8 protein-coding genes are annotated in these 14,706 nt (G+C 60.3%); 2 read left to right on the forward strand and 6 right to left on the reverse strand.

Features of this window, described 5'->3' with window-relative positions; all coding sequences use genetic code 11:
• Nucleotides 1–30: 30 nt before the first annotated feature.
• The 6 genes from rpsL to B5E56_RS02325 form a co-directional block, all read right to left on the reverse strand.
• On the reverse strand, nucleotides 31–453 hold the full coding sequence (gene rpsL, locus B5E56_RS02300; protein WP_087187743.1) for a 30S ribosomal protein S12: 423 nt from the start codon (nucleotides 451–453) through the stop codon (nucleotides 31–33).
• Between the two features lie 75 nt (nucleotides 454–528).
• Nucleotides 529–771, reverse strand: coding sequence for a ribosomal L7Ae/L30e/S12e/Gadd45 family protein (locus tag B5E56_RS02305; RefSeq protein ID WP_087388278.1), 243 nt, complete (start codon nucleotides 769–771; stop codon nucleotides 529–531).
• A gap of 226 nt (nucleotides 772–997) precedes the next feature.
• Complete coding sequence (locus B5E56_RS02310) at nucleotides 998–2,350, reverse strand: YfcC family protein (protein ID WP_158098642.1); 1,353 nt, start codon at nucleotides 2,348–2,350, stop codon at nucleotides 998–1,000.
• A gap of 85 nt (nucleotides 2,351–2,435) precedes the next feature.
• A complete protein-coding gene (locus B5E56_RS02315; protein ID WP_242958741.1) occupies nucleotides 2,436–3,659 on the reverse strand; it encodes a M20 metallopeptidase family protein in 1,224 nt (407 codons plus the stop codon).
• 39 nt (nucleotides 3,660–3,698) lie between these two features.
• A complete protein-coding gene (locus tag B5E56_RS02320; RefSeq protein ID WP_087388282.1) occupies nucleotides 3,699–5,282 on the reverse strand; it encodes an amidohydrolase in 1,584 nt (527 codons plus the stop codon).
• Nucleotides 5,283–5,505: 223 nt separating this feature from the next.
• A complete protein-coding gene (locus tag B5E56_RS02325; RefSeq protein ID WP_087388284.1) occupies nucleotides 5,506–6,849 on the reverse strand; it encodes a sigma-54 interaction domain-containing protein in 1,344 nt (447 codons plus the stop codon).
• 338 nt (nucleotides 6,850–7,187) lie between these two features.
• Here B5E56_RS02325 and rpoB point away from each other — a divergent pair, with 338 nt between their 5' ends.
• Together rpoB and rpoC are read left to right on the forward strand one after the other, a co-directional pair.
• Nucleotides 7,188–10,895 carry a DNA-directed RNA polymerase subunit beta gene (gene rpoB / locus B5E56_RS02330; RefSeq protein WP_087388285.1) on the forward strand — a complete coding sequence of 1,236 codons (3,708 nt, stop codon included), beginning with the start codon at nucleotides 7,188–7,190 and terminating at the stop codon, nucleotides 10,893–10,895.
• 22 nt (nucleotides 10,896–10,917) lie between these two features.
• A complete protein-coding gene (rpoC, locus tag B5E56_RS02335) occupies nucleotides 10,918–14,706 on the forward strand; it encodes a DNA-directed RNA polymerase subunit beta' (protein ID WP_087388287.1) in 3,789 nt (1,262 codons plus the stop codon).

Genomic DNA, 14,706 nt, shown 5'->3' on the forward strand with positions numbered 1-14,706 from the left:
TTGCAGCGCGATCGGAAGTAATCGCTAAAATTACTTCTTGCCGGCCTTGGGCCGCTTGGCGCCGTACTTGGAACGGCCCTGCATACGGTTGGCAACGCCCTGGGCATCCAGAGTGCCGCGGATGATGTGGTAACGAACGCCGGGCAGGTCCTTAACACGGCCGCCGCGGATCATGACCACGGAGTGCTCCTGCAGGTTGTGGCCAACACCGGGAATATAAGCGGTCACTTCGTAGCCGTTGGTCAGACGCACACGGGCGATCTTACGGAGAGCGGAGTTAGGCTTCTTCGGGGTGGAGGTACGAACAGCGGTGCACACACCTCTCTTCTGGGGAGAAGGCAGGTCGGTCTCGCGGTTCTTCAGGGTGTTCAGGCCCTTCTGCATAGCAGGAGAATTGGACTTGTAGGTCACGGCCTCGCGTCCCTTGCGAACGAGCTGGTTAAACGTAGGCATGGTTTTCCTCCTTTCTTTGTTTCTGAGAAATATATTTTAACGGAATAATCAAAAATTATACCGTTAAAACCAAAATCAGTGCAGCAGCGCGGCTACGGCGCTGCCCACGGCGATGCCGCAGGCGGAGCCCAGCTCTTTCATCTGCGCCACCTTTTCCACAGGCACACCCTTTTCGGCGCACAGCGTCTCCACCGGACCGGTGAGCGCCGGATCAGCGTCCTGGGCGAGAAAAACACGGGCGGCAAGCCCCTTGTCAATGGCACGTCGGGTCTGCTTGACTCCCACCACTTTGGTGCCCTGCTTGAGTTGGGTAAGCATCGGTAAGCCTCCCGTTCCTTGAAATCACGGAGATTCGCGGTTTTTTCACCGTTTTTCCCCTTTGGCAGGCACACCTGCGCAATTCCGGATTATATCATACCCCAAAATGTAAGTCAATCAGAAAATCACTGGATTTTCCAACAGTTTCGGGGCGTTTCCCGTCGGAATGCCGAGGGGCGGCGCACCGGCCGGTGCGCCGCCCCTTTTCCGGACGTCTCAGGAAAACTCAGAAGGGCCCGTAGCCGATCTGATTTGCAACCACCACCAGGATAAAGCCGGCGGTAATCAGACAGGCATAGATCTTCCAGGCAAACTTGAACCAGTGGCCGTAATCCATGCCGCACAGGGAGAGCTGAAGCAGAGAGGCGGTAGGCCAGAAAGTGTTGGTGAATCCATCACCGTACTGGTAAGCCAGTACCATCACCTGCTGGTTGATACCCAACACCTGCCCCAGAGGCTGGAGGATGGGCATCATAACCACAGCCTTGCCGCTGCCGGAAGAAACAAAGAAGTTGAACAGGGTGACAAAGGCGTAGATGATGAGCAGGGTGATGACGGGACTCTTGCCCTCCAGCAGGCCGGAGACACCGTGGATAATCGTGTCGGTAATGTTGCCCTCCGTGAGCAGGACAGACACGGCACGGCTGAAGCCGATGACCATGGTGGGGGCAATGACGCCGGCCATGCCCTTGCCGAACTCAGTGCAGGCCTCGGTCAGATCTATGCGGGACAGGATGATGCCCAAGATGGTGACCGGGAAATAGCAGGCAGTAATCTCAGGCAGGCCCCACATCCACAGGAGAGAACCCACCACGGAGAACACAATGGTGGCCAGGAAGGCCAGGATAATGACAATCCGGCCCTTGGTAAACTTCAGGCCCGCTTCAAACTCCATGGGGGCAGTCTGCTCCTGGAGGTAGTTCTCGCCCATGATGCTGTTTTTGGGATCCTTCTTGATCTTGATGCAGTAGCGGACCAGGAAGAACAGAGCAATGACGAAAAAGACCGCCAGGCCCACTGCCCGGAACGCAATGCCGGAGTACATGGGCAGTCCCACCAGGGTCTGGGCCACACCGGTGGTGTAGGGGTTGACCATGCCGCAGGTAAAGCCTACAGCGGTGGAGAGCAGGATGATGGCGGTACCCACCATCTTGTCATAGCCCAAAGTGATAAACAGGGAGATAATGATCGGATAGAAAGGATAGAGGGCGTCCAGATAACCGATGACACCCAGGGCGGTAAACAGGGTAAAGAAGATGATCACCATGACCAGTCCGCCCCGGCCGCTGATCCGGATCAGGGACTGAATACCGGCGGAAAAGGCGCCGGTCTTATTGATGATCTGGATACAGCCGCTGATGAGCAGTACGGCTCCAATGATGCTGGCGCTCTCCACAAAGCCCTGGTGGAGGGCAGTGAAGAACTGCAAAAAGCCCACCGGGGTCTGTTCCACAAAACTGAAGCTGTTGGGGTCCACCGTACCGCTGGCGTCCCGGACGTAGGAACCGGCGGGGATGATGTAAGTCAACGCCGTAATGATGAGCATCAGGATCAGAATGACAATATACACATGGGGCATACTGAAGCCCCTCTTCTTATTTAATGTGTTTCCCATAACATATTATCCTCCTCTTGTCTTGCCGGTCTCTCGCAGCACGCTCCATTTAACCTTGTGTCTTCTTTTTCAGCCACTTTACGGCGCAGTTGGCCAGGATAGCGGTTCCGAGGGCAAAGGCGCTCTCATCCAGTACCATGTTGGGGTTATGCAGCGGATAGCCGTCAGGAGAGCCCGCCCCCATAAAGGCATAGAATCCGGGCACATGGCGGGTCACATGGCCGAAGTCCTCGGCCCCCTTCATGGGGGGCACCGGTTTCACATTCTCCGCGCCCAGGATCTCAGCGGCGAAGGGAACGATCTCCGCGGAGAAGTTGGGGTCGCACACGGTGCTGGGGGTCTTAAGTACCCGCACCTCATAGGTGCCCCGCCAGGCCTTGATGTAGTGTTCCAGGATCTCAGGAATGCGCTCAATCAGATGGTCGTAGGCCTCCGGGCTGAGGGTGCGGAAGGACACCATGATCTCCGCAGTATCAGGGATGATGTTGGAGGCCCGGCCGCCGTTGAGGGCGCCTACCGTCATGGTGGCAAAGGCCTCCGGGTCCACCTCCCGGGGAATGAGCATATTGAGGGCGGAGCACACCTGAGTGGCAATGTTCACCGGGTCGATGGTCTTTTGGGGCTCGGAGGAGTGGCCGCCCTTGCCCTGGATGCTGACAATAAAGGTGGCCATGGCTCCGGAGGCCACGCCGGGAGAGTAGTTCAGCTTGCCGACTTCCACCTGGGAACCTACATGGAGCGCCATGGCGGCGTCCACCTTGGGGTTCTCCAGCAGGCCGTCGTCCACCATGGTGCGGGAACCGTAGCCCATCTCCTCACCGGGCTGGAACATCAGCTTCACGGTGCCGGGCAGCTCGTCCTCCATATCCTTCAGGATCTGAGCGGCGCCCAGCAGCATGGCGGCGTGGGCATCATGGCCGCACATATGGGCGGTGTTGCCCTTGGATGCAAACTCCAGGCCGGTGGTCTCCTCCATGGGCAGGCCGTCCATATCAGCCCGCAGCAGGATACAGGGACCGTCCTTGCCGATGAGTCCCACCACGCCGGTGGATTCGGGGGCGTCGGGATAACCGGCGAATACCATCTTCTCCCGCTCCTCCTTGGTGTGGATGCCGCAGTCATGATGGGGTATGCCCATCTCGTCCAGCCGTTTCTTCACATATTCCGCCGTTTTGGGGGTATACACGCCCACCTCGGGGATCTGATGCAGACAGCGCCGGTCGGCGATGATCTGCTTCTCAATAGCACGGGCCTTTTCCAGCATCTCGTTCATAGGGAGCTCTCCTTTCTATGGTCCACGCGGAGCACCGCGTTACGCCTGATAGACTGTGACGCCGTTGAGCACGGTCTCCAATACCTTCACCTGGGGGAAGCGGCTGGGCTGGACCTCAAACAGATCCTGATCCAGCACCACCAGGTCGGCCTGCTTGCCCACCTCCAGGGTACCACGCACCCCCTCGTCCCGGCTGGGCCAGGCGGCATCCGAGGTAAAGAGCCGAATGGCCTGCTCCACGGTGAGAGCCTGCTCGGGCAGATAGGTCTTGGTGCCAGCCCGGTTCTGCCGGGTGATGGCGGCGCGCATATTATCCAGCACGTTGAAGGGCTCCACCGGGCAGTCGGAACCGCCGCTGACGTGCAGGCCCAGGTCCAGCATGGCCTTCCAGTTGTAGCAGTCCCGGGCGTGCTCCTCTCCCACCCGCTCGGCAATGATGTTCATATCGGCGTCGATGAAGATGGGCTGGATATAGGCCTGTAGACCCAGTTCCTTCATCCGCTCCAGCAGGGCGGGGGTGGTGGTCTGGGCGTGGACGATGCCGTGGCGGTGATCCGTCCAGGGATTGGCCTGCTCCGCTTTCTCCATGGCGTCACACACCTTTTTCAGGGCCAGGTCGCCAATGGCGTGGACCGCCACGTCCATGTGGATATCGTGGGCCGCCCGGATGCGGCTGCACAACTCCTCTTCTGTATAAATAGGAATACCGTGGTTCTCCCGGTCATCCACATATCCGTCTATCATCTCGGCGGACTTGGCGCCCAGAGAACCATCCTGGAGCAGCTTCCGTGGTCCGGTACGGAAGAGACTGTCCCGGTCATCCGGGTCGCTGCGCACGCCCCTGAGCCGTTCAAAGTCCTCCGGCTCCACCAGGCACTGTTCATACACCCGCACGGTCAGTTCCCCGTCGGCCTCCATCTCCCGGAAAATACCGATGAGGCGGATGGGGTCCATACCGGCGATAGCCATCAGATCGTCGGAGTGGATACAGGTGATGCCGGCGGCATTCAGCTCCTTTTGCCCTTCCCGGATCAGCTGACGCACATAGGCGTCGTCCGCCTGGGGCAGCACGTCCATGTAGAGGCGGGCGGCGTTCTCCCGCAGGATACCGTGCTCAAAATCCACCAGAGCCATCACCTCGGGCTCCACATTTTTCAGGGCACGAATCTTCTCCAGCATCACCGTATTGCAGGCGGCGATATGGATGCAGGTCCGCAGCATACACACCGGGATCTCGGTGGAGATGCGGTCCATGTCCTCTTTCGTCAGCAGCCGTCCCTCTTCCATAGTCTCCTGATTCCAGCCCATGCCGATGAGGTAACCGGGATGCTCCGTCTCAATCCGGGCCTTACAACGCGCCACCACTTCATCGATGTTTTTAACGCCCAGCAGAGGCACATTCCGGCGGAACATGGCATAGTGGAGCAGGTGCATATGGGTATCGTTAAAGCCAGGCAGCACACAGGCGCCGTTAAGGTCCTTTTTCTCATCCCATCGCTGGGTCAGCGCCTCCTGATTTGTCCCCAAAAACACAATTTTCCCATCTTGAACACCAATGGCCTCATATCGGCTTATGGTCTGATCCATCGAAAGAATCGTTCCGTTATAGCGAAGGGTTCGCATATCGATCTTCCTTTCTTCCCATTCAGTCTGTTTCCTCTTTCACAAGGAGCAAATTCCGTGCCAACCGGAGGTCAGAGTACAAAAAGACCGCCCTATTTGTCTTTTCATGCAGAAAGAAGGGCTTCTGCTCCTCTTTCCGCCGACAAACGGGGCGGTCCTTGCTGCGCTTTATGGGAAGAGTCTCCCTTATTGCAGGCAAAATTTTTTGCGGATGCAAAATTTTTTACAGGTTATATTTTTGCAGTTTATATTTCAGGTTCTGTCTGGACAGGCCCAGCAGACGGGCAGCCTGCGAGATGGAGGAGGATTGTTCCATAGCCTTGTGCAGCAGCTCCCTTTCATACTGTTCCAGCGCCTTGGTCAGTGAAAAGCCCGGGTCAATATCTCCCTCCCGGCTCTCTTCCGCCAGGGATACCTCCTGATACTCCAGGGCGTCCTCCATGTGGTCCAGCACCAGCAGCTCGGAACGTGCGGAAGCAAAGGCCCCCTCGATGACATTCTGCAGCTCCCGCACGTTTCCGGGCCAGCTGTACCGTTCCAGCCGGCGGAGGGCCTGATCACTGATCCCCCGGACGCTGCGCTTCATCTTTCGATTATACTGGTCGATAAAATAGCGAATGAGCAGCGGAATATCTCCCACCCGCTTCCGCAGGGGAGGCAGCGTAATTCGCACCACACCAAGGCGGTAATACAGGTCCTCCCGCAGCCGGTGTTCCCGGATCAGCTTGGCAGGCTCCTCGTTGACAGCCGCCACGATACGCACATCAAAGGGGATGTCCCGGCTGCCGCCCAGGCGGCGGACCTTCTTCTCCTCCAATACCTTTAATAATTTAGCCTGGAGGCCGATCTCCATGGAGTTGATCTCATCCAGAAACAGCGTGCCTCCGTCGGCCTCCTCCAGCAGACCTTTCCGGGTCAGGGCGCCGGTATAGCAGCCCTTTTCGGTACCGAAGAACAGGCTCTCCAGCAAATTGGCCGGAATGGCCGCACAGTTCTGGGAGACAAAGGGCCTGCCGGAACGCCGTCCCTCGCTGTGGAGGGACTCTGCCACCAGTTCCTTGCCGGTGCCCGTCTCGCCGTAAATGAGCACGGAGGAATCCAGGGGCGCCACGTCCCGGATGCGTTTCTTCAGGGCCAACATAGCCGGGTCCTGGGTGATGATGCGGTCCAGGGTGGAAATGCCTCCCTCCCCCCGGATAACCCGCTGATCGATGGAGTGGAACTTGGAGGAGTCAATGACGCACGCCACCTGTCCGTCCACCACGATGGGGATGGTGGTGGACTCCAGCAGCACCCGCTCGCCCCGGCGGTTATTGATGTCCTGCAATACATTATAAGAAGGCTTTCCGGTTCTCAGTGCCTGGATGATGGTGCTGCTCTCCTCGTCCAGTTCAGGATACAATTCAAAGATATGCAGCCCCACCGTCTCACCGGAACGCCAGTAGTTGTCCAGAAAAATCCGCTGAAACTCCACTATACCGTCCCGGTTGGCGATGAGCAGTCCATCCGTGTCCTCACACAGGCGGATCACATCCGCGATCTGTTCCGCCACCTCTCTGTCCTGCATCCTGCTCTCCTCCATCCTGCCGCAGACATGAAAAAAATCTGGATTTCTCCAGATTTTCACCAAACAGCCGTTGACTTTTCCTATGATTTCATGGTATACTAAAACGCTCTTAACTTCCGATTGCGTCAGAACATTCTGCTCCACTGTGTGGTCAGTTTAACACAGCAGGGCGGAAAGCGCAAGAGGATATCAGAATATTTTTATCCACGCACCCGGGCGTTCGCGTCCGGTGCCCCACCGCCCCTTTTGTATGATTTGACGGAAAGCAGCAACCTTCGCCGGAATCGCCCCCCTGAGGCGGCGGTTCCAGACAATGAAATCGAGGTGTTTTTTCTACGATGGTCAAGGACGTCTACTTCGGCAAGACCCTCCGCAAAAGCTTCGCCCGCCATGAAGAGATCCTGGAAATGCCCAACCTGCTGGAGGTGCAGAAGAACTCCTACAAGTGGTTCCTGGAGACAGGCCTGCGTGAAGTCTTTAAGGATGTGGCCTCCATTACCGACTACGCCGGCAATCTGGAGCTCTCCTTCATCGACTACTCCATGGATGAGCCTCCCAAGTACAACGTGGAGGAATGCAAGGCCCGGGACGCCACGTACGCCGCTCCTATCAAGGTCTGGGTGCGCCTGCGCAACAAAGAGACCGACGAGATGAAGGAGCAGGAGATCTTCATGGGAGATTTCCCCCTGATGACCAAGGCCGGTACCTTTGTCATCAACGGCGCCGAGCGCGTCATCGTCTCCCAGATCGTCCGTTCCCCCGGCATCTATTATGCCCGCACCGAGGATAAGACCGGCAACGTGGTGTACGCCACCACCGTCATTCCTTACCGCGGCGCCTGGCTGGAGTATGAGACCGATCTCAGCGAAATCTTCTATGTCCGTATCGATAAGAACCGCAAGCTGCCCATCACCTGCCTGATCCGGGCCGTGGGTCCCAAGACCGACTCCGAGATTCTGGAGCTGTTCGGCAACGATCCCCGCATTGTGGCCACCCTGGAGAAGGACGCCTGCAAGACCTATGAGGAGGCCCTGCTGGAGATCTACCGCAAGCTGCGCCCCGGCGAGCCCCCCACGGTGGACTCCGCCGAGAGCCTGCTCAACGCCCTCTTCTTCGACCCCCGCCGGTACGACCTGTCCGCCGTGGGCCGCTACAAGTTCAACAAGAAGCTGGCCATCTGGTCCCGCCTGTCCGGCCAGAAGCTGGCCATGCCCATCGTGGACCCCACCACCGGCGAGATCCTGGCCGAGCCCGGCGTGGTGCTCACCCGTGAGCAGGCCCGGGAGCTGGAGGCCAAGGGCGTCAACGAGGCCGTGCTGGACCTGGACGGCGGCGTTCAGCTGAAGGTGTTCTCCAACAACATGGTGGATATGGCCGGCTTTGTGGACTTTGACCCCGCCCAGTGCGGCGTCACCGAAAAGGTGCGCTTCTCCGTCCTCCAGGAGCTGCTGCAGAACTACTCCGGCGAGGAGCTGAAAGAGGCTGTCAAGGACCGCATCGACGACCTGATCCCCAAGCACATCATTGTGGACGACATCATGGCGTCCATCAACTACCTGAACTGCCTGGCCCATGGCGTGGGCAACGCCGACGACATTGACCACCTGGGCAACCGTCGTCTGCGCTGCGTGGGCGAGCTGCTGCAGAACCAGTTCCGCATCGGCTTCTCCCGCATGGAGCGCGTCATCCGGGAGCGCATGACCATTCAGGACCTGGACATCGTCACCCCCCAGTCCCTGATCAACATCCGTCCCGTTACCGCCGCGATCAAGGAGTTCTTCGGTTCCTCCCCCCTGAGCCAGTTCATGGACCAGACCAACCCCCTGGCCGAGCTGACCCACAAGCGCCGTATGTCCGCTCTGGGCCCCGGCGGTCTGTCCCGTGACCGTGCCTCCTTCGATGTGCGAGACGTTCACTACTCCCACTACGGCCGTCTGTGCCCCATTGAGACCCCCGAAGGTCCCAACATCGGCCTGATCTCCTACCTGGCCTCCTACGCCCGCATCAACCGCTACGGCTTCATCGAGGCTCCCTACCGCAAGGTGGATAAGGCCACCGGCAAGGTCACCGACCAGGTGGAGTATATGACCGCCGACATGGAGGACGAGTTCACCATCGCCCAGGCCACCGAGCCTCTGGACGAGAACGGCTGTCTGAAGAACGCCCGTATCACCTGCCGTCACCGCAACGAGATCATCGATGTGGACCGGGATCAGGTGGACTACATGGACGTGTCCCCCAAGATGATGTTCTCCATCGCTACCGCCATGATCCCCTTCCTGGAGAACGACGACGCCAACCGTGCTCTGATGGGCGCCAACATGCAGCGTCAGGCCGTGCCTCTGCTGACCACCCAGGCCCCCATCGTGGCCACCGGTCAGGAGCACAAGAACTGCATCGACTCTGAGGTCGCCATTCTGGCCGAGGAAGACGGCGTGGTCACCAAGGTGTCTGCTCAGTACGTCACCGTTCGCTATGACAGCGGCCGTGTGGAGGAGTACAAGCTGACCAAGTACCTGCGCTCCAACCACGGCACCTGCATCAACCAGCGTCCCATTGTCAACGCCGGCCAGCGGGTGGAGAAGGGCGAGGTCATCGCGGACGGCCCCTCCACCTCCAACGGCGAGATCGCCCTGGGCAAGAACATCCTCATGGGCTTTATGACCTGGGAAGGTTACAACTACGAGGACGCCATCCTGCTCAACGAGCGCATGGTGAAGGAGGACGTGTTCACCTCCATCCACATCGAGGAGTACGAGACCGAGTCCCGCGACACCAAGCTGGGTCCCGAGGAGATCACCCGGGACATCCCCAACGTGGGCGACGACGCCCTGAAGGATCTGGACGAGCGCGGCATCATCCGGGTGGGCGCCGAGGTCCGTGCCGGCGACATCCTGGTGGGCAAGGTCACCCCCAAGGGCGAGACCGACCTCACCGCCGAGGAGCGCCTGCTGCGCGCCATCTTCGGTGAGAAGGCCCGCGAGGTCCGTGACACCTCCCTGAAGGTGCCTCACGGCGAGAGCGGCATCATCGTGGACGTGAAGGTCTTTACCCGCGAGGCGGGCGACGAGCTCTCCCCCGGCGTCAACATGGTGGTCCGCGTCTATATCGCCCAGAAGCGTAAGATCTCCGTGGGCGACAAGATGGCCGGCCGTCACGGTAACAAGGGTGTTGTGTCCCGCATCCTGCCCCAGGAGGATATGCCCTTCCTGCCCGACGGCACTCCTCTGGACATCGTGTTGAACCCCCTGGGCGTGCCTTCCCGTATGAACATCGGTCAGGTGCTGGAGGTCCATCTGGGCTACGCCGCCAAGACCCTGGGCTGGAAGGTGGCCACCCCCGTCTTCAACGGCGCCGACGAGAAGGACATCGCCGAGACCCTGAAGATGGCTGGTCTGCGCCCCGACGGCAAGAGCTGGCTGTACGACGGCCGCACCGGCGAGCGGTTCGACAACCCCGTCACCGTGGGCTACGTCTACTTCCTCAAGCTGCACCACCTGGTTGACGATAAGATCCACGCCCGTTCCACCGGCCCCTACTCCCTGGTCACCCAGCAGCCTCTGGGCGGCAAGGCCCAGTTCGGCGGCCAGCGCTTCGGCGAAATGGAGGTGTGGGCCCTGGAGGCTTATGGCGCCGCCTACACCCTGCAGGAGATCCTCACCGTCAAGTCCGACGACGTCACCGGCCGTGTGCGCACCTACGAGTCTATCGTCAAGGGCCACAACGTGCCCAAGCCCGGCGTGCCTGAGTCCTTCAAGGTTCTGGTTAAGGAGCTGCAGTCCCTGTGCCTGGATATGAAGGTGCTGGACGACCAGGGCAACGAGATCGAGCTGAAGGACGACGACGAGGATACCTACCAGCCCGGCAAGTTCCGCGACGATGACGACGACTTCTACGGCTACAACGCCGGTGGGGAGTCCGACTTTGCCGCCGCGGGCTACACCCTCAAGGAAGGCAGCGACGACGATGATCTGGCCGTTGCCGACGACAGCGATGATTTTTCTGATTCGGAGGACGATTACTCCGATGATGACGATATGGAATAAGTAAGGGAGGTCGAGCAGAAACATGAGTTACGCTGAATTTGACGCCATCAAGATTGGCATCGCCTCCCCGGAGCAGATCCGCGAGTGGTCCTATGGCGAGGTCAAGAAGCCGGAGACCATCAACTACCGCACCCTGAAGCCTGAGCGGGACGGCCTGTTCTGCGAGCGCATCTTTGGTCCCACCAAGGACTGGGAGTGCCACTGCGGCAAGTACAAGAAGATCCGCTACAAGGGCAAGATCTGTGACCGCTGCGGCGTGGAGGTCACCCGGGCCAAGGTGCGCCGTGAGCGCATGGGCCACATTGAGCTGGCCGCCCCCGTGTCCCACATCTGGTATTTCAAGGGTATCCCCTCCCGGATGGGTCTGCTGCTGGACATCAGCCCCCGCATCCTGGAGAAGGTGCTCTATTTCGCCAGCTATATTGTGACCGATCCCGGCTTCTCCCCCCTGGCCAAGAACCAGATCCTCTCCGAGAAGGAGTACCGCGATATGCGGGAGAAGTACGAGGACGACTTTGAGGCCGGCATGGGCGCCGAGGCCGTGAAGAAGCTGCTCCAGGACATCAACCTGGAGGAGCTCTCCACCCAGCTCCGTGCCGAGCTGAAGGCCGCCTCCGGCCAGAAGAAGGCCCGCATCGTCAAGCGTCTGGAAGTGGTGGACGCCTTCCGCATCTCCGGCAACAAGCCCGAGTGGATGATCATCGACGTGCTGCCTGTCATTCCCCCCGAGCTGCGCCCCATGGTGCAGCTGGACGGCGGCCGGTTCGCCACCTCCGACCTGAACGACCTGTATCGCCGGGTGATCAACCGCAATAACCGTCTGAAGCGCCTGATCCAGCTCAACGCCCCCGACATCATTGTCCGCAACGAGAAGCGGATGCTGCAGGAGGCCGTGGACGCCCTCATCGACAACGGCCGCCGCGGCCGCGCCGTTACCGGCGCCAACAACCGCGCCCTCAAGTCCCTGTCTGATATGCTCAAGGGTAAGCAGGGCCGCTTCCGTCAGAACCTGCTGGGCAAGCGTGTGGACTACTCTGGCCGTTCCGTTATCGTGGTTGGCCCCGAGCTGAAGATCTATCAGTGCGGTCTGCCCAAGGAGATGGCTATCGAGCTGTTCCGCCCCTTTGTCATGAAGAAGCTGGTGGAGGACGGTCTGGCCAACAACATCAAGTCCGCCAAGAAGATGGTGGACAAGGGCAAGGCCGAGGTCTGGGACGCTCTGGAGTTCGTCATCAAGGACCACCCCGTTATGCTCAACCGCGCCCCTACCCTGCACCGCCTGGGTATCCAGGCCTTCGAGCCCGTGCTGGTGGAAGGCCGCGCCATCAAGCTGCACCCCCTGGTGTGTACCGCCTTCAACGCTGACTTCGACGGTGACCAGATGGCCGTCCATGTGCCTCTGTCCGCCGAGGCCCAGACCGAGGCCCGGGTGCTGATGCTCTCCGCCAACAACCTGCTGCGTCCTCAGGACGGCGGCCCCGTCACCGTGCCTACTCAGGACATGGTGCTGGGCTCCTACTACCTGACCTACGAGAAGTACGCCGAGCACACCGCCGAGGAGACCTATGACGACGTTGCCGCCGTCAAGGCCGCTCTGGACGCCGGCACTCTGAATCCCGGCGACCTGGTGTGGGTCAAGAACCCCGGCTCTCTGGACGATATCCCCACCTACGCCGGTATCTGTGCCGAGACCGAGGACGGCCAGCTGCCCCGCGAGGTGCTCCATGTCTTCGGCAGCGACACCGAGGCCCGTCTGGCCTACGACGAGGGCGAGCTGGAGCTCCATGTGCCCATTCTGGTCCGCCGCTCCGCCGAGGTAGACGGCGAGACCCGCTATAAGCTGGTGCGCACCACCGTTGGCCGCCTGATCTTCAACGAGGGTATTCCTCAGGATCTGGGCTTTGTGGACCGCACCGATCCCGAGCAGATGTTTGAGCCCGAGATCAACTTCGTCACCGGCAAGAAGCAGCTGGGCAAGATCATCGACAAGTGTATCGTCAAGCACGGCTTCACCGTGTCCGCCGGCGTGCTGGACACCATCAAGGCCAAGGGCTACAAGTTCTCCACCCGCGGCTCCCTCACCGTGTCCATCTACGACATGACCATCCCCGAGAAGAAGTACGGTCTCATCGAGAACACCGAGAAGGAGATCGTGAAGATCGAGCGCCAGTACAAGCGCGGCTTCCTGACCAACGAGGAGCGGTACCGCCTGGTGGTTGAGGCCTGGGAAAAGACCACCAAGGACGTGACCGACGCCCTGATGGCCGGCCTGGACCGCTATAACCCCATCTGGATGATGGCAGACTCCGGCGCCCGTGGTAGCTCCGCTCAGATCCGTCAGCTGGCCGGTATGCGCGGCCTGATGGCCGACACCTCCGGCCGCACCATCGAGATCCCCATCAAGTCCAACTTCCGTGAAGGCCTGTCCGTGCTGGAGTACTTCATCTCCTCCCGAGGCGCCCGAAAGGGTATGGCCGATACCGCTCTGCGTACCGCCGACTCCGGTTACCTGACCCGCCGTCTGGTGGACGTGTCTCAGGAAGTCATCATCCGTGAGGACGACTGCGGTACCGACGACGGCATCATGGTCAGCGAGATCGTGGAGAACGGCCAGGTCATCGAGACCTTCGGCGAGCGTCTGAAGGGCCGCTACCCGGTGGAGGATATCTGCGATCCTCAGACCGGCGAGGTGCTCATCGACCACCACACCATGATGACTGCCGACGATGCCAAGCTGCTGGAGGCTCACGGCATCCAGCAGGTCAAGATCCGCTCCGTGCTCACCTGCCGTGCCCGCAGCGGCGTATGTTCCAAGTGCTACGGCATTAACCTGGCCATCGGCGAGCCTGTGGGCGCCGGCGAGGCCGTTGGTATCATCGCCGCTCAGTCCATCGGTGAGCCCGGTACCCAGCTGACCATGCGTACCTTCCACACCGGCGGCGTGGCCGGCGGCGATATCACCCAGGGTCTTCCCCGTGTTGAGGAGCTGTTCGAATCCCGCAAGCCCAAGAAGATGGCTCAGCTGGCCGAGGTGGGCGGCAAGGTCACTCTGGAGGAGGCCAAGCGCAACTCCATGTGCAATGTGACCATCACCGCCGATGACGGCGAGGTCGTCACCTATACGCTGCCCTATGCCGGCCTGCGTGTGAAGAACGGCGACACCGTGGAGAAGGGCTTCGCCCTCACCGAAGGCGCCCTCTATCCCCAGGACGTGCTCCGTGTCCGGGGCATCCACGCTGTGTACGACTATCTGATCCAGGAAGTGCAGAAGCCCTACCGTCAGCAGGGCGTGGATATCAACGACAAGCACATCGAGGTTATCTGCCGCCAGATGATGCGGAAGGTCCGTGTGGAGGACGCCGGCGACTCCGACCTGCTCTCCGGCTCCACCATCGAGCTCATCGAGTTCGAGGATGCCAAGGCCGCTGTTCAGGCCCGCATCGACGCCGGTGAGACCAACGACGGTATGGAGCTGCGGCTGCCCACCTGCACCCGTCTGCTCATGGGTATCACCAAGGCATCTCTGGCCACCGACTCCTTCCTGTCCGCCGCCTCCTTCCAGGAGACCACCAAGGTCCTTACCGAGGCCGCTATCAAGGGTAAGGTGGACCACCTGCTGGGCCTGAAGGAGAACGTCATCATCGGTAAGCTGATCCCCGCCGGCTCCGGCCTGTCCATGTACCGCAAATACGACCAGATGGACGACGAGGGTACCGCCCAGAGCGGCGAGGCTGTCGAAGAGATTGCCGAAGTCGTTGACGACGCTCCCGTTGTTGAGGAGCCCATTCTGACCGACAGCGCGGATCTTTAA

Source organism: Flavonifractor sp. An112 (assembly GCF_002161085.1).
In the GTDB taxonomy this organism is placed as follows: domain Bacteria; phylum Bacillota; class Clostridia; order Oscillospirales; family Oscillospiraceae; genus Flavonifractor; species Flavonifractor avicola.

Coding starts and splice junctions, on each gene's coding strand:
- rpsL (WP_087187743.1), bottom strand. CDS start 453: ATGCCTACGTTTAACCAGCTCGTTCGCAAGGGACGCGAGGCCGTGACC.
- B5E56_RS02310 (WP_158098642.1), bottom strand. CDS start 2,350: ATGCCCCATGTGTATATTGTCATTCTGATCCTGATGCTCATCATTACG.
- B5E56_RS02305 (WP_087388278.1), bottom strand. CDS start 771: ATGCTTACCCAACTCAAGCAGGGCACCAAAGTGGTGGGAGTCAAGCAG.
- rpoC (WP_087388287.1), top strand. CDS start 10,918: ATGAGTTACGCTGAATTTGACGCCATCAAGATTGGCATCGCCTCCCCG.
- B5E56_RS02315 (WP_242958741.1), bottom strand. CDS start 3,659: ATGAACGAGATGCTGGAAAAGGCCCGTGCTATTGAGAAGCAGATCATC.
- rpoB (WP_087388285.1), top strand. CDS start 7,188: ATGGTCAAGGACGTCTACTTCGGCAAGACCCTCCGCAAAAGCTTCGCC.
- B5E56_RS02325 (WP_087388284.1), bottom strand. CDS start 6,849: ATGCAGGACAGAGAGGTGGCGGAACAGATCGCGGATGTGATCCGCCTG.
- B5E56_RS02320 (WP_087388282.1), bottom strand. CDS start 5,282: ATGCGAACCCTTCGCTATAACGGAACGATTCTTTCGATGGATCAGACC.